Source organism: Phycisphaera sp. (assembly GCA_025916675.1).
Lineage (GTDB): Bacteria > Planctomycetota > Phycisphaerae > Phycisphaerales > UBA1924 > JAHCJI01.
This window is the reverse complement of the sequence record CP098402.1, coordinates 2,633,487-2,653,722: the sequence shown is the minus strand read 5'-3', so window position 1 is coordinate 2,653,722 and position 20,236 is coordinate 2,633,487. Positions and strand designations below refer to the sequence as shown.

General features: G+C 68.0%; 12 protein-coding genes. 7 read left to right on the top strand and 5 right to left on the bottom strand.

Translation table 11 applies throughout. From position 1 onward, the window contains the following. Positions 1-48: 48 nt before the first annotated feature. The 7 genes from NCW75_11270 (at position 49) to NCW75_11240 (ending at position 13,058) form a co-directional block, all read left to right on the top strand. Positions 49-2,802 (top strand): M12 family metallo-peptidase, encoded by a 2,754-nt coding sequence (locus NCW75_11270; GenBank protein ID UYV11875.1) that lies wholly within the window; start codon positions 49-51, stop codon positions 2,800-2,802. A gap of 33 nt (positions 2,803-2,835) precedes the next feature. Further along, a complete protein-coding gene (locus tag NCW75_11265; protein UYV11874.1) occupies positions 2,836-5,595 on the top strand; it encodes a M12 family metallo-peptidase in 2,760 nt (919 codons plus the stop codon). Positions 5,596-5,822: 227 nt separating this feature from the next. Continuing rightward, positions 5,823-7,637, top strand: a complete 1,815-nt coding sequence (locus NCW75_11260; protein ID UYV11873.1) for an integrin alpha — start codon at positions 5,823-5,825, stop codon at positions 7,635-7,637. Positions 7,638-7,660: 23 nt separating this feature from the next. After that, positions 7,661-10,081: a primosomal protein N' gene (priA, locus tag NCW75_11255; GenBank protein UYV11872.1), complete on the top strand. Its 2,421-nt coding sequence runs from the start codon at positions 7,661-7,663 to the stop codon at positions 10,079-10,081. Positions 10,082-10,144: 63 nt separating this feature from the next. Next, positions 10,145-11,017 carry an aminotransferase class IV gene (locus tag NCW75_11250; GenBank protein ID UYV11871.1) on the top strand — a complete coding sequence of 291 codons (873 nt, stop codon included), beginning with the start codon at positions 10,145-10,147 and terminating at the stop codon, positions 11,015-11,017. Next, positions 11,018-12,349: a UDP-N-acetylmuramoyl-L-alanine--D-glutamate ligase gene (locus NCW75_11245; GenBank protein ID UYV11870.1), complete on the top strand. Its 1,332-nt coding sequence runs from the start codon at positions 11,018-11,020 to the stop codon at positions 12,347-12,349. A gap of 25 nt (positions 12,350-12,374) precedes the next feature. Next, positions 12,375-13,058 (top strand): YdjY domain-containing protein, encoded by a 684-nt coding sequence (locus NCW75_11240; GenBank protein UYV11869.1) that lies wholly within the window; start codon positions 12,375-12,377, stop codon positions 13,056-13,058. Here the strand turns inward: NCW75_11240 and NCW75_11235 are convergent. From NCW75_11235 to NCW75_11215, 5 genes are all read right to left on the bottom strand, one after another. After that, positions 13,055-14,467 (bottom strand): trypsin-like peptidase domain-containing protein, encoded by a 1,413-nt coding sequence (locus NCW75_11235; protein ID UYV11868.1) that lies wholly within the window; start codon positions 14,465-14,467, stop codon positions 13,055-13,057. The genes NCW75_11240 and NCW75_11235 overlap by 4 nt on opposite strands. 106 nt (positions 14,468-14,573) lie before the next feature. Continuing rightward, the gene (gene panB / locus NCW75_11230) at positions 14,574-15,413 is read right to left on the bottom strand and encodes a 3-methyl-2-oxobutanoate hydroxymethyltransferase (GenBank protein UYV11867.1); all 840 of its coding nucleotides are present in this window, start codon (positions 15,411-15,413) and stop codon (positions 14,574-14,576) included. An 18-nt stretch (positions 15,414-15,431) separates the two neighbouring features. Beyond that, positions 15,432-17,114 carry an NAD+ synthase gene (locus tag NCW75_11225; protein ID UYV11866.1) on the bottom strand — a complete coding sequence of 561 codons (1,683 nt, stop codon included), beginning with the start codon at positions 17,112-17,114 and terminating at the stop codon, positions 15,432-15,434. A 9-nt stretch (positions 17,115-17,123) separates the two neighbouring features. Next, entirely contained in the window at positions 17,124-18,185 is a 1,062-nt protein-coding gene (locus NCW75_11220; GenBank protein UYV11865.1) for a flippase-like domain-containing protein, read from the bottom strand. Positions 18,186-18,188: 3 nt separating this feature from the next. Next, positions 18,189-20,234 carry a hypothetical protein gene (locus NCW75_11215; protein ID UYV14231.1) on the bottom strand — a complete coding sequence of 682 codons (2,046 nt, stop codon included), beginning with the start codon at positions 20,232-20,234 and terminating at the stop codon, positions 18,189-18,191. Positions 20,235-20,236: the final 2 nt, after the last annotated feature.

Below are 20,236 nucleotides of genomic sequence, written 5' to 3'. Positions count from 1 at the left end.
GTATATTGATGGCCAGGGGCCGCGCTGGCCCGGTAGGGGAGGTTCCAGATGGTGCATCGGCTGGCGGCCGCGATCGCGGCGTGCGTGTGCGTTCTGGTGCTGGTCGGGCACGCCCGGGCACAGGACGGTCGGTGGTCGCCGGCAACACCCGGTGTGGTGCTCACCCTAGACCGTGACGCCCTGGCCGGCGAGTCGGCGATCCTCGAGCGATTCCCCCTGCCCGATGGAACCCAGGTCGACCTCGTCCTTGAGCCCTTCGGCGTGTTCGCGCCCGATGCCCGGGTGGTGGTCGCCGACGGGGCCGGCGAGCGGCCGGCCGATTTCGATCCATCGTCCATCGCGTTCTGGCGGGGCACGGTCTCGGGCTATCCGGGCTCGCATGTGTTCCTGTCGGTTGCGGAGGGCTCGACGGTCGGTCGGGTCGAGTTGGGTGCGAGCCGGCCGACGTACGCCATCAGTTCGAGCGGGGGCGATCCGGCGGAGATTGTGGTATACCGGCAAAAAGTCGGTATGGCCGCCGATCTCGCGCCGTCTCCCTGCGGCGTCGGCATCGTGCCCGTCGGGCCCGCGAACCTCGACCCCCCGCCCGGGGGCGATGGGCCGGGCTCGGTGCTCGGCCCGACCTACGGCCCCATGGTGCGCGGTCTGCGGATGGCCAAACTGGCGGTCGATGCCGACTACGCGATGTACCAGTTGTTCGAGCACGAGCGCGCGGCCCTGACCTTCCTCGCCCAGATGTACGCCGCCGCGAGCGACGTCTTCATCCGCGACACCGGCGTCCGGCTCGACCTCGTGTTTCTTCGTGTATGGACGACTCGCGATCATCCCTATGAGCGGGGTGTGGGCTACCCGCAGATCCCACCGGGCGTGGTGTACGACGTGTCCCAGCTCATGTCCGGGCGCAAGGATGCGCCGTACGGTGGGCAGGCCGCGGGCATCTGCGCGACTGCCTCGTGGGTGGGGTATGGCATCGGCCGACTCTCCGACACCTCGATCCCTACCGTCTTCAACCACGACATCGGCGTCGTGCTGCACGAGCTCGGCCACAGCCTGGGCACCGGGCACACCCACCAGTACGGCATCGACGAGTGCGCAACCGCGTCGTCCCAGCCCCGACGCGGCACGATCATGAGCTACTGCAGTACGACCTTCAGCGGCGGCGCCGCGCTGCGGGATATGCACTTCCACGCAGGCCTGCGGGATCGCATCCGCGACTGTGTTTCGCGTCGACTCCACTTCGACTGCAACCAGAACCACATCGCCGACGCCCTTGACATCGCCAGCGGCCGCAGCACGGACACCAACGGAAACGGCATCCCCGACGAGTGCGAAGATTGCAACGGCAACGGCGTGCTCGACGACGCCGACATCGCCAGCGGCACGAGCCTCGATCTCAATGAGAACGGCATCCCCGACGAGTGCGAGCCCGACTGCAACGCCAACGGCGTGCCCGACGACCAGGACATCGCCGACGGCGTCAGCCAGGACGCCAACGGCGACGCCATCCCCGACGAGTGCCAGGCCGACTGCGACGGCAACGGCGTCTTCGATTGGGTCGACATCGTCAACGACATGTCGCTCGACCTCGACCGCGACGCAATCCTCGACGCCTGCCAGGACTGCGACGGCGACGGCGTGTCCGACGTCATCGCGATGGACCACGCCCACAACACCTGGACCGCCGATCTGGACCGCAACACCGTCAACGGCCACCACTTCCAGACCGGCGTGCTCCGCTCGACCTCCGCCGACGGCCTGCTCAGCGAGCCGATGGACGTGCTGGTCACGCCCGATCGCCGCGTGCTCGTCGCCAGCGGTGCCGACGCGCGGATCGTTGAGTTTGACCTCGACGGTGCCTTCGTGCGCGATCTTGTCACGACCGGCACCGGCGGGCTCATCTATCCCACTGCCATGGCGATTGGGATAGATGGCGAGTTGCTCGTCGCCGATCGCGACGCCAATGCGGTGCGCCGCTACGACCTCGCGACCGGATCTTCGTTGGGTGATCTCGTTGGATCTGGAGCGGGCGGTCTGATCGAGCCGTACTCATTGATCTTCGGCCCCAGCGGCAACCTATTCGTCGGAACCGACAATAGCGGCGTGGTCGAGTATGACGGCGTGACCGGCGCGCACGTCCGCCAGTTCGTGCAGCCTGGCGATGGCGGCATCGCCCAGAGCCGCGGCATCCTGTTCGTCCCCGGCCTCGAAGCGGGCACCTGGCGATTCCTCGTCGCCGACATGGAAACCGACGCCATCATGGAGTTCGACGCCGACACCGGCGCATATGTTGGCCAGTTCAGCGTCGGTACGTGGCGGGGTCGGCTGGCCGACCCCTGGGCCCTGCGCCTGGGCCCCGACGGCGTGGTCTACGCCAGCATCCACCGCGCCTCGGCGGGTTCCTCTCCGCTGCTCTTCCCGCCGGCCATCCTCGGCTTCGACGCCACGTCGGGCTCGATCTTCCTGGCCCTGGTCGCCGGAGTCGACGCCGCCACGACCACGCCCACCGGCTTCGACTTCGTCCCCGGCGACGCCCACGACTGCAACCTCAACCGCATCCCAGACGCCTGCGACATCGCCGACGGCCGCAGCGATGACCGCAACCGCAACGGCGTGCCCGACGAATGCGAGTCGCTGTGCACCGCAGACTGCGATGGCGACGGCGAGCTGGGCATCTTCGACTTCTTGTGCTTCCAGACCTCCTTCGATGCCCGCGAGCCCATCGCCGACTGCACGGGCGACGGCTCGTTCGACGTGTTCGATTTCCTGTGCTTCCAGGCCGCGTTCATGGATGGATGCCCGTAAATGCCAGCCGCCACCCCAGCGAGAGTGAATACCATGAAGCTCCATACCTCCCTCTGCGCCGCCGTCGCGTCGTTCATGTTCGCCAGTACCGGCGTGGCGGCCGACCAAACAACGGTCGAATTCGCCCGCCAGTCGACGCAGGCTTCGGGCGTGGCCGTCACCAGCATCGATGCGGCGCCGCTTGCCAGGCGAGAAGCGGTGCGCTTCGCACGCTTCCCACTGCCCGACGGAGCCACGGCCGACCTCAACCTCGAGCCCTTCCGCGTGTTTGCCCCCGGCGCTCGCATCGTCGTCGTCGATGAGGCCGGCCAGCGCCCGGCCGACTTTGATCCCGCTTCCATCACCTTCTGGCGCGGATCTGTCGAGGGCCGCCCCGGTTCGCACGTCTTCCTGAGCGTTGCGGACGGCTCGACCATCGGCCGAATCGAAATGGGAGCGAGCCAACCCACGTACGTGGTCTCATCCAACGGCGGGGACCCGCGTAATGGCGGCGTCGCGCTGGGCGAAGGCCAGATCGTCGTGTTCGAGGCGGCGGGCACCTTCGGCCCGCAGATCGCCCCGACCCTGTGTGGCACCGCCACCGGTACGCACGACAGCATCGCGCCCGTCGGCCCCTACACGCCCGCACCGGCCGGCGGCCTGCGCATGGCGCGGCTGGCGGTCGACAGCGACTTCGCGTTCTACGAGCTCTTCAACGACGAGCGCGCCGCACTCACCTATCTCGCCCAGCTCTACGCCACCACCAGCGATCTCACGATACGAGACGTGAACGTGCGACTCGACCTCATCTTCCTGCGCCTATTCATCACGCGCGCGAGCGATCCGTACGAGCCCACCGGTGCGACATTCCCCGGTGCTATCCCCCGCGAGATCGATCGAGATGTCGCCCAACTGATGAGTGGACGGAAAGATGCGAGCGCAGGCGGACGAGCACGAATCTGTGGTTCGGATTCCTGGGTTGCGTACGCCACGGGCCAGATGTCAAGCCCAACCAGCCCCGGTATCTTCAACCAGGACATCCGCATCGCCGCTCACGAAATCGGCCACAACCTCGGCGCACCACACACCCACGACCGCGGAGTCGATCGGTGCGATATCGCCGATTCGCGACCCCAGCGGGGCACCATCCAGAGCTACTGCGCCCAGACGTTCAGCGGGCGTGCCGCCCTCACCGACCTGCACTACCACACGCGCATGCGTCAAGAGATCAACGACTGCAGCCCGCGCCGACTCGTATTCGATTGCAACCAGAACTACCTCGACGACACCCTCGACATCATGATGGGCACAAGCCAGGACGCCAACGCCAACGGCATTCCAGACGAATGCGAAGACTGCAATGCGAATGGCATCCTCGACACCGAAGACATCGCCGCCGGAAGCAGCAGCGACCTCAACCTCAACGGCATCCCTGATGAGTGCGAGCCCGATTGCAATGCCAACGGCATCCCCGACGACCTGGACATCGCCAATGGCAACGACGAGAACGGCGACGGCATCCCCGACGAGTGCCAGGCCGACCGCGACGGCAACGGCGTGCCCGACTGGACCGACATCTTCCGCGACATGAGCCTCGACATCGACCGCGACGGCGTGCTCGACGCCACCCAGGATTGCGACGGCGACGGCATCATGGACATCGACGCCCTCGACCATGCCCACAGCCTCTGGGCCGTGTCCTCGGGCGATGGCATGGTCAAGGAGTACCACTACCGCAGCGGCGTGCTCCGCGCCGAGGCGGGCGAGAACGTCCTGGTCGATCCCACCGACGTGCTCATCACCACCGACCGCCGCGTGCTCGTAGCCGACGCGGGCAACGCCAGCGTGGTCGAGCTCGACCGCGAGGGCGTGTACGTCCGCCACCTCGTGCGACCCGGTTCGGGCGGCCTCGTCGCGCCCTCGGCCATGGCGTTCGCCCCCGATGGCTCGCTGCTGGTGGCCGACCAGGGCGGTGATGCCGTGCTGAGGTACGACCTTGACACCGGGGCGTTCCGAGGCGTGTTCATCGAGGCGGGTGCGGGCGGCTTGGTCGGCCCCCGGGCCATGGCGTTCAAGCCCGAAGGCAACCTCTTTGTCACAACCGACGATGCCCGCGTGCTCGAGTTCGATCGCGACTCGGGCGCGTTCGTTCGCGTGTTCATCACGATCGAGCCCGATCCGGACCCGCGCACGATCCGCGAGCCGCGGGGCATCCTGTTCCTGCCGCGACCGGCGGGCCAGGGCGTGCGCTGTCTGGTGGCATGTGAATACTGGATCCACGGGGGCATCTACGAGTTCCACGCCGACACTGGTACCCTGATCGGCCAGTGGAACGAAGGGGATCTCAACTTCAAGCTGCGCCACCCCTGGGGCCTGCGCCTCGGCCCCGACGGCAACGTCTACGTCAGCAGCGCCAACCTGCACGCCCGCACGGCACCCCCGCCCGCCGGCGAACTCGGCCCGCACACCGCCGGCCTGCACCTGACCCGCCCCCACATCTTCCAATACGACGGCGTCAGCGGCAAGCTCACCTTCGCCTACGTCCAGGGCGGAGACTCGAAGCTCGACCACCCCAAGGGCTTCGACTTCATGCCCGGCCCGCTCGACCGCAACGCCAACGCCATCCCCGACGCCTGCGAGTCGGTGTGCATCGCCGACTGCGACCGCTCGGGCACCCTCGACATCCTCGACTTCCTCTGCTTCCAGAGCGCCTTCATGGCCGGCGAACCCGCCGCCGACTGCACCGGCGACGGTTCGATCGATATCTTCGACTTCCTGTGCTTCCAGGGGGCGTTCGAGGATGGGTGCCGGTGAGCCTCGCTCCGGCTGTGCATTGCCCGATGTGAGCAAAGAACTGTTTAGCGAAGAATCACCCCCGGGCCCTTTCCTCGCCGTCGCCCTCGAGCGCTCCATCGATGACAAGACCCTGACCGAGTTCGCTCCGATCGTGACCGATTTGTCTGCACAAGATCAATGCAGAGTGTCGAAATTCGCGGACGAAGAGAGCCGGTGAAGCAAGCCGCGCTCCAGAAGGGCATAGCATGCGAAGAGCAACCACCCAACGCGTGGGCGCGATTGTGATGACTTCAGGTTTGGCCGGCTTCGCGGTCGCCCAGGGGCCATTGTCCGAACCCTTTCCATCTGTTCTCGAACTCGGCGCGCTCGACGGCGCGCTCGGCTTCCGGTTGGACGGCGTCGATGAGCTCCGCCTAAGCGGCTCTTCGGTCGCCTCGGCGGGCGACCTCAACGGTGACGGGTTCGATGACTTCGTGATCGGTGCCTACGGGGGCTGGTCGAGCTATCTCCCCGGATCGGCCTTCGTGGTGTTCGGTCGTGACGGCACGGCTGGCGCTCCATTCCCCGCGCGTCTCCCACTCGAATCGCTGGACGGCGTCGACGGCTTCCGCCTCGATGGCGTGTCCGAGACCGCGTGGACGGGTCGCTCGGTCGCGTCGGCGGGCGACGTGAACGGCGATGGCATCGACGACCTGATCATCGGCGCCCCGCGAGAGGATCTCCGTGCCGTCTTTGATTCTGGCTCGAGCTATGTCGTCTTTGGCAGGGAATTCGCGACCGGGGCCGCGTTCCCCGCACGGCTCGATCTGGCATCGCTGGACGGCACCGATGGCTTTCGCATGGACGGAGAAAGCCCTACAGACTCGGTCGGCCGAAGCGTCGCCGCGGCGGGCGACGTGAACGGCGACGGCATCGATGACATGGTCATTGGCGCGCCATTCACGAACATCGGCGGCTTTACCGACGCGGGGTCGGCCTACATCGTCTTTGGCCGCGATACCAAGACCGCCGGCGCGTTCCCCGCGGCCTTCGGCCTGGAGTCGCTGGACGGCTCCAACGGGTTCCGCATCAACGGCGTGTCCGAGCTGTCTTTCACCGGCTTCGCCGTTTCGTCGGCTGGCGACCTCAACGCCGATGGTGTCGGCGACGTCATCATCGGTGCATCCAACAGCAGGTCAACGTTCGTGGTCTTTGGCCAGGATGCGAGCCATGCATTCACGAGCGTGCTCAGCGTGGCCGACCTCGATGGCATCAACGGCTTCCGCCTCAACGACGCCGACTACCGCACGAGCAGCGGGTATTCCGTTGCCGGGGCTGGCGATGTCAATGCCGACGGCATCGACGACGTGATCATCGGCGCGTATAGCACCGATGCCGGAGGCCTGGCCACGGCGGGCGCGAGCTTCGTGGTCTTCGGCCGCGACAGCAGAGCAGGCCACGCGTTCCCGCTCGACCTCGAACTCGCGTCCCTCGATGGCTTGGACGGATTCCGCATCGACGGCGCCGACGCGTTCGATCGCAGCGGCACCTCGGTCGCCTTGGCGGGCGACCTCAACGGCGACGGCATCGATGACCTGGCCATCGGCGCGCCCGGCCCGTGGGAGGGAGACCCGAGACCCCCCGGTGCCGGCTTCGTGCTGTTCGGACGCAACGGACCCGCCGGAGACGTATTCCCCGCAACGATCGGGCTCGCGAGCCTCGATGGCCGGATCGGCTTGCGGCTCGATGGCGAGTCGGAGCGCGATGAGGCCGGCACGTCCATCGCGTCGGCGGGCGACATCAACGGAGATGGCATGGCCGACCTGATCGTCGGAGCACCGTGGGCGAGCCCGCGCGGGAGCTCCTGGGCAGGCTCGACCTACGTGGTGTACGGGCGGAGTGTGCGAGGCTGCCCGGCCGACCTCGATGGGGACGGCGTGCTGACGGTCTTCGATTTTTTGGCCTTCTTCAACCTCTTCCAGGACGGCGACCCCCAGGCCGACTTCGATGGCGACGGCGAGCTGACGCTGTTCGATTTCCTGGCGTTCCAGGACGCGTTCGACGCGGGGTGCGAGTCCTAGGGGGACGGCCCATACCCTCTCGGGTGACCGCACCCGGCCTCTTCAAGGACGACCGCCCAACCCCCGCCGGCCCCTTCCTCGCCGTCGCCCTCGAGCGTTCCATCGACGGCAAGACCCTGACCTACGCCCCGCCCGCCGAGAGCGAGGAAGCCGCCAACGCGCTCGTCGGCCGCGCGTGCATGGCTCCCTTAGGCAGAGGCGGCAAGGGTGGCACGCCCACCCGCGGCGTCATCGTCGGCGTGGGCGGGGCCGAACTGCTCGATGGCTTCGACCCCAGCAAGGTTCGCCGCCTGCTCGCGGTGAGCGACGCGAGGCTGCCCGAGGGCGTGCTCGAACTGGGACGATGGATCGCCGAGTACTACGCCTGCCCCCTGGGCATGACCCTGGCCGCCATGCTGCCCGCGGCCGTCAAGAAGGCGGTGGGGCGGAAAGAGCGTGTGGCGCTGCGGCCATCCGAGCCCACCCCCAACGAGCCCCTCGCGCAAGCGAGGGGACACCAACGTCCGAAGGACGAGGGGGGAGATCCGACGGCCATTCCCCCCGCTCGCGCCGGGGGCTCATTGAAGCTCCCACCCACGACCAAGAAGGCGTTCGTAGGCTTGGGCGAGATCCCCGCCGACGCCTGGCCCCTCGAAGAACGCGACCTCGTTCACCGCCTCGGACTCAAGAACGCCAGCCCCATCCGCCGCCTCGTGACCCTGGGCCTGCTCGAAGAAATCACCCTCACCGACGTCGTCGCGCGCACGCAAGACGCCACGCCCCTGGCCCTCGATACCACCCCCGCGCCCACACCAACACAAGAACAAGAAGCCGTGATCGACGGGGTGCCATTGGAAGGGTTCTCCACCCACCTCCTCTTCGGCGTCACCGGCTCCGGCAAGACCGAGGTCTACCTGCAACTGCTCGACCGCGTGCTGGCGTCGGGTAAATCCGGCATCGTCCTCGTCCCCGAGATCGCGCTCACACCCCAGCTCTCGTCGCGCTTCATCGCACGGTTCGCGCCGCAACTCGGCGAGCGCGGCGTGGCGGTCTTGCACTCGGGCCTCAGCGCCGGCCAGCGCCACCGCGCCTGGGACGCCGTCTCGCGTGGCCTCGCCCGCGTTGTCGTCGGCCCACGATCCGCCCTCTTCGCACCGCTCACCAATGTTGGTCTCATTGTCGTCGACGAAGAACACGCCAGCGACTACAAGCAGGACCAGGCCCCGCGATACCACGGCCGCGACGCCGCCATCAAGCGGGCCCAGATCGAGGGCTGCCCCGTGCTCCTCGGTTCGGCAACCCCGAGCTTGGAGAGCTGGCGCAACGCGCAGCTCAACCGCTCGACACTCTGGCGCATGCCAACACGCGCCCCCGGCTCGGCCGGCCTGCCCATGGTCGAGGTCGTCGATCTCGCCGAGGAGCGTAAAGCGAGCAGGCAGCGTGGCCACCGTATGGAGTTGCTGGGCCCAACTTTAGAAATCGCGCTCAGGCAGACTCTCGACGATGGCGGCCAGGCCGTCATGCTCCTCAACCGCCGCGGCTTCGCCCGCGTCGTCGCTTGCCCCGACGCCATGTGCGGCTGGACGCTCAACTGCGACTCCTGCTCGGCCGCCATGGTCTTCCACCGCAAGGGCGTCATGAGCCGCCGCGGGCTCGTCCGCTGCCACCACTGCCTGGCCGAGCAGATGATGCCCAAGAGTTGCCCGGTGTGCGCCAAGAAGACCATCCTCCTCGGCCGCGGCACGCAGCGCCTCGAAGACGAATTGGTTGACATGATCGGCCTGCGCGAGTCCGAGATCGCCCGCATGGACGGCGACACCATGAACCGCGCCGCCGACTACCAGGGCGTGCTCACCCGCATCGCCGACGGGTCGATCAAGGTTTTATTGGGCACCCAGATGATCGCCAAGGGCCTCGACTTCCCAAACATTAGATTGGTCGGCGTCGTCGACGCCGATACTGCTCTGGGCATCGCCGACTGGCGCTGCCAGGAGCGCACCTTCCAGCTCGTCAGCCAGGTCGCCGGCCGCGCGGGCCGGGGCACCAAGCCCGGCCGCGTCATCGTGCAGACCCTCAGCCCCGACCTGCCCAGCATCCAGGCCGCCGCAGCCCACGACTACGAACGCTTCGCCAAGGACGAACTCGAGGTCAGGCAGCACGCCCACCTGCCCCCCTTCACCCGCGCCGCCTGGATCGTGGCGAGAGACCGCCACTACGACAAGGCCGAGGCCCGCGCCCACGCCATCGCCCAGCGCCTGCACGACGCCTTCGGCGACAAGGCCAGGGTCGAAGGCCCCGCCCCCGCCCCCCTCGAACGCGCCCACGATGAGTACCGCGTCGGCCTCGAGGTCTACGCCGCCAGCGCCGGCATCCTGCGCGACGGCCTGCTCAAGATCCGCGCCGAGCACGGCCTGGTCAGCGATGCCCACGTGGCCGTCGACGTCGACCCGGTCAGCATCTGGTAGCGCCGGGCAATCCCCCTGACGTTCTCTGATTCGCCTTTCCCCGAAACGTCGATACTCTCTCCCGTGATCGTCTACCTCAACGGCAAGTTCCTCCCCGCCCACGAAGCCCACATCGGCGTCTTCGACCGCGGCTTCCTTTTCGGCGACGGCGTCTACGAGGGCGTCCGCGTCTTCGACAGCACCGTCATCTGCCCCGACCGCCACGTCAGCCGCATGGCCGGCGGCCTGGCCGAGGGCCGGGTGCACTGGGACGCCCGCCACCTCCCCGAGATTTGCCTCGACCTCTGCCGCCGCAACGACATCACCGACGCCTTCATGTACGTCCAGGTCACCCGCGGCTGCCCGCCGCCCGGCGAGCCCGTGCGAGCCCGAACGATGGCCAAGCAGGGCGAGCCCACCGTCTTCGCCTTCGCCACGCCCCAGCCCGAGATGTCGCACTACCGCCACCCGCCCACGACCACCCTCGCGCTGGTCCAAGACCGCCGCTGGGACCGCGGCCACCTCAAGAGCATCAGCCTGCTGGGCAACGTGCTGGCCGCCTACGACGCCCAGGCCCAGGGCGCCCAGGAGGTCGCCATGCACAAGGACGGCCTGCTGACCGAGGCCTGCGCCAGCAATATCATCATCTCGGTCGACGGCAAACTCGCCACCCCCTCGCTCGACAGCGCCTCCATCCTCGAGGGCGCCACCCGGGCCCGCTGCCTCGCCCTCGATCCCGGCATCATCGAACGCCCCGTGGGCGTCGACGAGCTGCTGCGGGCCGACGAGGTCATGCTCGTGGGCACCACCAGCATCGTCACCAGCGCCCTGAGCGTCGACGGCAAGCCCGTGGGCACCGGCACGCCCGGCCCCCACGCCCAGCGCCTGCTCGACCTGGTGATGGGCGACTGCCGAGCGCAAGTTGAAACCGCCAAAGAAGCCGTCGCGGTCGGCTAAGTGCGAGACCTCACCGGCCAGCGCATTACCGTCATGGGCCTTGGCCGTTTTGGCGGTGGGCTAGGCGTGGCGAAGTGGTTGCACACCCAAGGCGCGAAAGTTTTTGTAACCGACCTGGCCGATGCTGACACGCTCGCCGGCCCGTTAGCCGAACTCCCCGAAGGCATCGAGACCCGCGTGGGCGAGCACGTCGAGGCCGACTTCACCAGCCCCGACCTCGTCGTCGCCAGCCCCGCGGTCGCGAAGCCCTGGACCAACGCCTACCTCAACGCAGCCCAGAACGCCGGCGTGCCTATCACCACCGAGATCGGCTTGGCCATCGAACGCCTCCCCGATCGCACCCGCATCATCGGCGTCACCGGCACCGCCGGCAAGAGCACGACCAGCGCCATGCTCGCTCGCGCCCACGAAGCCGCCGACCAGCGTGTGCACCTGGGAGGTAACATCGGCGGCTCGCTCCTCGAAGCCGACATCCAGCCGAACGACTTCATCGTCCTCGAACTCTCCAGCTTCATGCTCCACTGGCTCGGCCAAGCGAACTGGTCCCCGGGCACCGCCGTCGTCACCAACCTCGCCCCCAACCACCTCGACTGGCACGAGACCATCGAGCATTACGAGCAGAGCAAACGCCACATCGCCGCCCACCAGCAACCGGGCGACCTGCTCCTGACCGACCTCTGGCCCGACCTCACCACCGCCACCCGCGTGCGCCCGACCGATGACCTGCCCCGCCTCGCGCTGCCCGGCTCGCACAACCAAGCCAACGCCGCCACGGCCCTTGCTGCCGCCACCGCCACACTCGAACGCCTCGGCATCCCGCACGACCGCGAAGCGATGATTCGCGCTATCACAAACTTCCCCGGCCTCCCGCACCGCCTCCAACTCGTCGCTACTCATGCTGGCGTCTCGTTCTACAACGACAGCAAGTGCACCACGCCCCAGGCCGTGGCGCTCGCTGTCGATGCCCTGGCCGATCGCATCCCAAAAACCAACATCCACCTCATCGCCGGCGGGGCCGACAAGGGCGTCGACCTCTCGCCCATCTCCGCCATATCGCGCACCATCGGCTCGCTCCATACCATCGGAGCGACCGGCCCAGGCATCTGCAAACTCACGGCCGGCGGGAAGGTCGCGCGCCATGGTACACTTGATGAAGCGTTCCGAGCAGCAGTGGGGGAGGCCAGCGAGAACCACGCCGTCCTGCTCAGCCCCGGCTGCGCCTCGTGGGACCAGTTCACAAATTACGAAGAGCGCGGCGACAAGTTTGCTGACCTGGTGCATCGCTGGATCGCTGCTAACCCTGGGCGCGTGCAGCCCACCCAAGCCGATTGACCCCGCCCCGCCAGAGCCCGGCCCCGTGGCGCGCGATACCGAACGACCGCCAGCGCCCGAACCATCGCAAACCGTCACCCTCGCCCAAGGCCTCCGCCTCAACCGCACCGAACGCTGGATCGAACTCGACGGCTTTGTCCCCATCGACGTGCGCGAGCAAGACCGCACCGGCTACACCCTCATCCGCTACCTTGAGTGCATCGCCGTCACGCCCGCCAGCGGCAAGGACCACGAGGCCCTCATGGTCACCAGCGTGCGTCCCAGCACCATCCACGCCGCGTTGCTCACCATCGGCCTGGAACCCGGAGCCCCCGCCGGGATCATCTGGGACGGCCAATCCGCCATCGCGACGCCGGCAACGGGTGATCCGGTCCGCATCACCTACCGCATCGCGGAACAGCCCGCCCCCGGCAACCCGATCGCCCACTACATCACCCACGCCGACACGGGCGAGGCGTTCGATGAACAATCTCTCGGCGAAACACCCCAGTGGGTCTTCGCGGGCTCGTTGATCGAAAACGGAAGCGACTACGCCGCCGATAGCGAAGGCCTCACCATCGGCCTGCACACCTTCGGCACCGAACTCGTAGCGCTCCGGATGGCCATCAGCCCCGACTCGTTCATCCAGCCGCCCGAATGGATCGCCCACCCCGAGCTCACGCCACCCTTCGGCACAGACGTTACCATCCGGATCGCCGCGAAGAACTAGCGACGCCGATGGATCGTGATCTCGCGCGTATCCTCGTCGCCCCGGGGCTGCACAAGAAACGTCGTGGTCCGGCCGAGCGAGACGCGTGAACGACCGATGGCATTCAGGAAGTCCTCGTAGCTGTCGACGGTCACACCGCCGACGGCCATGATCTGCTGCCCCGGCTGGAGCCCCGCCCGCTTGGCCAGCGAGTCGTCCTTCGTCCGCTGGACGTAGACACGCCCGCCGTTGTCGACCATGATGTCCAGGCCGAGGTAATCATCCAATATCTGCTCGGTCGGCCCGCCGATCGCATTGAGGGCGTCGAGCTCGTCGAGCACGACGGTGGTCTCGATGGGCTCGCCGCGCCGCCACACTCGCACGTCCAGTGCCTTGCCCGGCCGCATCGTGTTCACCACGGCCCGCAAGATCTGGGAGTTCGGCACGGCCTGCCCGCCGATGCTCTCGATGATGTCATTGGCCAGGATGCCCGCGCGCTCGGCCGGGCCACCGTCGGTCACCTGGCCTACCAGCACGCCCATACCCACAAAGTCGTCACCATCCACGATGGCCCGCGAACGACCGAACCCACCGAACGCGATGCCAAGCCGCCCGCGTGCCACGTGACCGGTCTCGATGAGCTGGTCGGCCACCGACTCGATCGTCGGCAGTGGGATCGCAAAGCTGATGCCCGCGCTCTGCCCCTCGCTCGGGTTGGCCAGCGAGTCGCCCGACCTGCCCGTGGCGATCGCCACGTTCATGCCGATCACGCGCCCCCGCACGTCGATGAGCGGCCCGCCCGAGTTGCCCGGGTTCACCGCCGCGTCGGTCTGGATGAAGTTCGTGAACGCACTGCCCGCCGCCCCGGTGTTGGGATCGCGCCCCAGCCCGCTCACGATGCCCTCGCTCATCGAAAACTTGAAGTTGAACGGCGACCCGAACGCGAACACCCGGTCGCCCTGCTGGGGCATCTCGTCGGTCGCGCGCGGCAGGGCGATCATGCCCGTCGCGTCTTCGGCCTTCAAGACCGCGATATCGGTGAACACGTCAACGCCCACCACGTCGGCGGTCATCACGCGCCCGGTGTAGAGCTGCACGCTCACGCGGTCCGCCCCGCCAACCACGTGCGCGTTCGTCAGGATGTGCCCGTCATCGTCGTACACCCAGCCCGAGCCGGCTGCGCCCGCCCGGTACCGGCTGGCCGCCATCAGGTGGACCACCCCCGGCTCGACCGACCGCGCGATCGCGCGATTCGCGCGATTGATCCGCAGCAGGATGTCGTCCTGGACAAGCTCCTGCCGCGCGAGCTGGACTTGTGCGATGGCCTGCTCGGCCTCGGTCCGCCGGACGATCTCGGGTGCCGCCAGCAGCGCCGCCAGCGCCGTCAGCAGCACCACCGCGGCCGGTCCAAGGGTGATGAATCGTCTCATGAATCGCCTCCGAGTCGTCCGAGCAATCCCGGTCCGGAAACACCAAGCCTCGAAAATCGGGGCTTGTTCCCCTCCAGATGCCCCAAGGGCCGGTGTCCGGCGGGGCCTATTCGCTCCGCATCGTGAACGTCTTGCCGCCAAAGTCTCTTTCGGCCACCCGACGCACCCATTGCATAGCCGCTTCGCGGATCTCCGGCCCAAGGTTCGCCACGGGGTCGGCTAATCCCGGGGTCTTCTCCAGGAGACCCATAACGTCGTGAAGCACCACCACCTGCCCGTGGCAGCTCGTACCCGCACCGATGCCGATCACCGGCACCCGGGCCTTGGCCACCAGCTCGTCGGCCACCTCGCTCGGCACCGCCTCGACCAGCAGCATCACAGCCCCGGCCTCTTCCAAGGCCCGGGCGTCGTTCAAGATCCGATCCGCATCGTCGCGCGTCCGCCCCTGGGCCTTGTACCCGCTGGTCATCGCCACGTGCTGGGGCTTGCTCCCCACGTGCGCGCACACGGGGATGCCCGCTGAGGCCATCCGCCTCACCAACGGCGCAAAGCTCGCGTCGGCCTCCAGCTTGATGATGTCGGCCTTGCCCTCAACCAGAAAACGCCCCGCGTTCTCGAGCGCCGTATCCGCGTTCGCTTGATAGCTCATAAAGGGCATATCGCCCATCACCACCGTGTTGGGCGCGCCGCGCTTCACGGCCGCCGTCAGCGCGAGCAAGATCTCGAAGGGCATGTCGATCGTGCGAGGCAGTCCGAGAACCACCTCGGCCGCCGTATCGCCCACGAGCAGCAGATGCACGCCCGCCTGCTCGAGCAGCCTGGCCGTCGACGCGTCGTAGCACGTCAGGCACGCGAACGCCTCGCCCCGCGATGCCATGCCCCCCAGAGTCGCCAGGGTAACCGGCTTGCGAGACGCGCCCTCGATGATCGAACCAACCGTGCTCACGCCATCATCCTAGGGGCCTTACCCGATCCAACCCTGGGCGATGGGCATCCGCCGCCCGGGCCCGAACGCCACGGGCGTGACCTTCAACGCCACCACATACTGCCACCGCTTGTGCTCGTTGATCGCGATCAGCCGGCACATCCGGGCTACGACCTGCTCGTCGCACCCCGTCTCGGCCGCGATCCGCTCAACACCAAGCCGCCGGACCCCCCGCAATTCCACGATCCGATCCAGCACCTCATACGCCGGCAGCGTGTCATCATCACGCTGATCCGGCGCTAGCTCCGCGCTCGGCGGCTTCTCGATCGTATTCTCAGGAATTGGTGGTCTCTCGAACCCGAACGCCTGAGGCTTCGCGTTCATCGCCCGCGCCAGCTCGTACACCCGCAGCTTCGGAAGGTCAGCCAGCGGCGCGAGTGCCCCATTCATGTCGCCGTACAGCGTGCAATAGCCCACCGCAAGCTCGGTCTTGTTGCCCGTCGTCAGCACGAGCGCCCCAAGCCGGTTGCTCAGCGCCATGATCGCCGTCCCGCGCAGCCGGCTCTGCAAGTTCTCTTCGGTGATGTCCGGCCGCTTCTCGCCCAGCTTCGACGCGCCAATCTCGGAGAACGCTCCATCGAGCGTGCCACGGAACCCCGCCATCGGCTCGGCAATCGGAAGCGTCACCAGTTGCACACCCATGTTCTCGGCGAGCGCCCGCGCATCATCGAACGCATGGTCCGACGAGTACGGCCCGGGCATCGCCACGCCCAGCACGTTCTCGGCCCCGATCGCCATCGCCGCAATCGAGCACGTCACGGCAGAATCGATCCCGCCGCTCAGCCCGATGATCACGCGCCCGAACCCGGTCTTGCGCAGATAGTCGCGCACGCCCAGCGCCAACGCCTCACCCAACGCCACGTCCGCGCCCGCATCGAGCATGGGATCATGCGCACTCGCACCGGCTTCCGAGAGATCCACAAACGTTGGCCCGTTCCCAAACCTCGGCCCCGCCGCCCGCAACGCGCCCTTCGGATCGAACGCGATCGCGTGCCCGTCAAATATCAGGTCGTCATTGGCCCCCGCTTGATTCACGCCCAGCACCCACACCCCATGCCGCTCCGCGTGCCCGCCCACGAGCGCCAGGTGCCGCTCGTGCTTGCCCTCGACAAACGGGCTCGCCGACGGCGCGACGATGATGTCTGCCCCCGCCCCAACAAGCGCCTCGACCGGGTCGCCCTTGCCCACGTACCGCCAGTGCTCGCCCGCGTCCTGGCCCATCCACAGGTCTTCGCAGATCGCCAACCCCACACGCCGGCCAGCGACATCGATCACGCACGCTTCCTCGCCCGCAACGAAGTACCGATCCTCATCAAACACGTCGTACGTCGGCAGCAACCGCTTGAAGTATGTCTCTGTCAACTCGCCATCGCGAAACACCAGCAACGCGTTGCGCACCCCCGGCCCATCCTGCACCGGGCAGCCCACCACGATCGCCGGCCCGCCCGCGCTCAGCCTCGCCAGCGAATTCGCGTGGTCCCGGCACGCCGCCACGAATCCCGGTTCGTGCAACAAGTCCCGAGGCGGATACCCGCACACCGCAAGCTCGGGCAGCACCACCAGATCAACCGCACCGGCCTCGCGCACGGCCGCCCCGATGAGCTTCACGTTTCCCGCGAGGTCTCCAATAGTCGGGTTGATGGGTGCCAGGGCGATCCGCATGTGCCGAGGCTACGCCCCCGGCTGGCCTTGTGTGCGGCCGAAGCGGGAGGTCAGCACCCGATCGAGCCGGAGCCACGCGATCGCCAGCCCAGCCGCCGCGATCACGACCACGAGCTCCGCGCCGGCGGTCAGCAGCGCGATGGGCGCGAACACGCCGCCGTCCAGCCCCAAGAGCTCGGCCATGCCCATCGCCGCCCCCTCGCGAAAACCCAGCATGCCCACCGGCGAGAGCGCCCCGGCCACGTAGTGCCCGCCCGAGATCAGCAGCCCATCGGTGAACGACACGTCGGTGCCCACCAGCTCGCCCGCCACGACCCACCGCCACGCCTGCGCGCCGAAGTCCACACACCGGAAGGCCACGACCGCCGCCACCCACCGCCCGCTGGCCAGCATGTCCAGCCCCATATGCAGCTCACGGATCACCTGCGACCGCGCCAGCCGCAGTGCCCGCCTGCCGCCAAACCGACCGATGAGCCGGCTCAGCCGCCTATGCCCGCGCTCGCCGCTCAATCGCTTGGCGATCACGACCATCACGGCCGACAGCACCACCATCAGCACGATCGCCACCGGCACCGTCCACCGGCCGAGAACATCTCGCAGCACGCCGGCCACCAGCAGCGACGCACTGGTCAGCACCAATGTCGCCGTCACCGCGCCAAACCAGCCGAAGATCATCGCCATCGGCACCTTGTCACGCCGGTTGTGGATGGCGATGCGCGCCAGCAGCCCGATCTTGAACGGCAGGTTGGCCAGGAAGGTCGCGAGCGAATTCGTCGCGACGACGTCCAGCGGCTTGATCCGCCGTACCGGCCGCAGCGCCGCCCAGAAGATCAGCCCGTTGGCCGTCACACCCACCACGCTGAGCCCAATCAGCGCCGCCAACGAACCCGGCGGCGCGTCGGCCAGCTTCCCCAGCGCCTCGCGGTTGTCCTCGCTGAGCGCCAGCCGGACGCACCATCCAAGCAACCCCAGCCCAATGAGAAAGCCAACGGCCTGCACCGCGATGCGCACCCCCGACCGCGACGCGGGCGGTGACGCTTCGGGATCGGTTTGTGGCGGTGCTGGTTCCATGCGTTAGAGCGGGCCGAGATCGATGAGGATACGCCCAAGCGCCCCAGGTCCCGGCCAATATCCCAGCGGCGCCCCTTGTGCCGCAAGCTCACCGACCGCTTGCGGCGTGAGAGACTCGTGCAACCAACCCGACTCACGCAACCGGCTCAGCTCCATCTCGTCGATCACCAGCCAACGCACGCCTCGCGCCTTGAGCGCCACCGCCTGGGCCGCCGCGTCATCGGGATTCGCCTCGACGACCTCCACCAGCAAACCGGCGTCCCACGTGGTGGCGTACATCGGTCCACGCACAACGTACAACGGCGCACTATCGCCAACCAGCAGCACCCGCCCCGGTCCGTGCGGCAGCCCGAAATTCACCATGCCCTGCGGCGAGCCCTTCGGGTCGAGCTCGCCCGTAGACACGACCACTCCCGGCGCGATCATCAGCCCGGGCTTGCCTAGGCCTTCCTTCGAGTACGCCCACACCCCCCAGCCGCCCTGCACGACAGCAAGGACCACCGCTACCCACACACCCTTGCCACCAAGCCTCGCCAGCACGACAGCAATCAACGGCGCACCCGCCAGCACTACCGGCACCAAGAACCGGCTCTGCACGTGCGTGAGCGCAAGCCAAGCGACGATCTGCAACCCCAGGCCCATCGCCAACGCCACGACCACCGCATTCCGGCGCACGAACGGCGCCACAACCGCGGCCCCGAGACACACGACGCCCATCAATCCCCAGTGCGGGTGCAACAACCCACGCATCGACGTCCCACCCAGGTGAGGCCCACTCGGATCGGGCAGCAGCAGCAGTCTCACGCGATCGACCACCGACCCGCCAAACACGTGCCCGCTCGCCCACCGCGCGTGCTGCTCGCTCGTCCAGTGCCCCTCACCAAACACCGAAGCCAGCTGTGGGAACACCGGGTTCCCCGCCGCCACCTCGTTGCGCACCAGCCACGGCAGCAGCGTCACCAGACCGACCACGACCCCCAAGCCAATGCACCCCGCCCACGCACGCGCCGGCGTGGTCGCCACCAGCATTGCGCCCACAACCGGCCCCACCATGAATAACGCCGTCGGCTTCGCCCCGCACGCCGAGCCAACAAGGAACGCCGCCAGCACCCACCGCACCGTGTGCGATGTGGTGCTCGACAGCACCGCCAGCATCGCCCCCGCTCCCAGCGCCAGCACCGCCGGCTCGTTGTACGCCAGGCTGCCGGTCACGAGCATCCAGGGCGTGGCCAGCACCAGCGCCGCCACGGCCGTTGCCACGCCACCGGCTTTTTCTTGCAACTCACGAGGGATCGCCACCCAGCACACCCGCCCGATCAGCACCACCGCCAGCACCATCACCACCGCGCTCAGGCACTGGAACGCCAGCAACACAACGCCCGTACCGGCCGCCGGATGCGTGCCCACGATCGCCGCCAGGTGGTAAAACGCCGCCTCTATGTATCCCGGCAAGTACGAATACACGTTGTGCTCAAGAGGCCACAGCCGCCCCTCCGCCAGCCACTCGGCCGGTAGCTGCGCGTGATAGCTCCTGGTGTCGTACCCCAGCCCCTCGCTGGCCCACAACCACCCCGGCGGGCTCGCCGCCGCGACGATCAAGAGCGCCAGCCCCGGCACCGCTGCTAGCGTGACCGGATGCACGCTGGCCCCCTCGCCCGCCCGCCGCTTCATCAGGTCCATCGCCAGCAGCACGAGCCCCGCGCCGATCGGCAGCCCCGCGACGACCCGCCGCCCGCCAGTCCCAAACCACTCGAACGCGCCAAGCACGCCCAATCCATGGCTCAAAGCCAGCATGATCCCAAGTCCCACCGCCGGCGCTAGCCAAGCCGCACTCGCCCGATCCTCCATCCACCGCAGCGCTGCGACACCCAAGCCCCAGGCCCCGGCCACATACGCCCCCGCCAGCGCCCCCGAAGCCAACCACACCGACGCCACACCAATGACCGTGGCCAGCCAAACTCCGCCAACACCAATCGCACTCACGCCCAGCACGCCAACGACCAACGCGCCCACCAACAGCCCGGCCAATTGCTTGGAAGTTAGATTCACAC

Bases quoted from the DNA above. Each gene is read 5' to 3' on its own strand.
- NCW75_11270 (UYV11875.1), top strand. From the start codon at position 49: ATGGTGCATCGGCTGGCGGCCGCGATCGCGGCGTGCGTGTGCGTTCTG.
- NCW75_11265 (UYV11874.1), top strand. From the start codon at position 2,836: ATGAAGCTCCATACCTCCCTCTGCGCCGCCGTCGCGTCGTTCATGTTC.
- NCW75_11260 (UYV11873.1), top strand. From the start codon at position 5,823: ATGCGAAGAGCAACCACCCAACGCGTGGGCGCGATTGTGATGACTTCA.
- NCW75_11235 (UYV11868.1), bottom strand. From the start codon at position 14,467: ATGAGACGATTCATCACCCTTGGACCGGCCGCGGTGGTGCTGCTGACG.
- NCW75_11225 (UYV11866.1), bottom strand. From the start codon at position 17,114: ATGCGGATCGCCCTGGCACCCATCAACCCGACTATTGGAGACCTCGCG.
- NCW75_11220 (UYV11865.1), bottom strand. From the start codon at position 18,185: ATGGAACCAGCACCGCCACAAACCGATCCCGAAGCGTCACCGCCCGCG.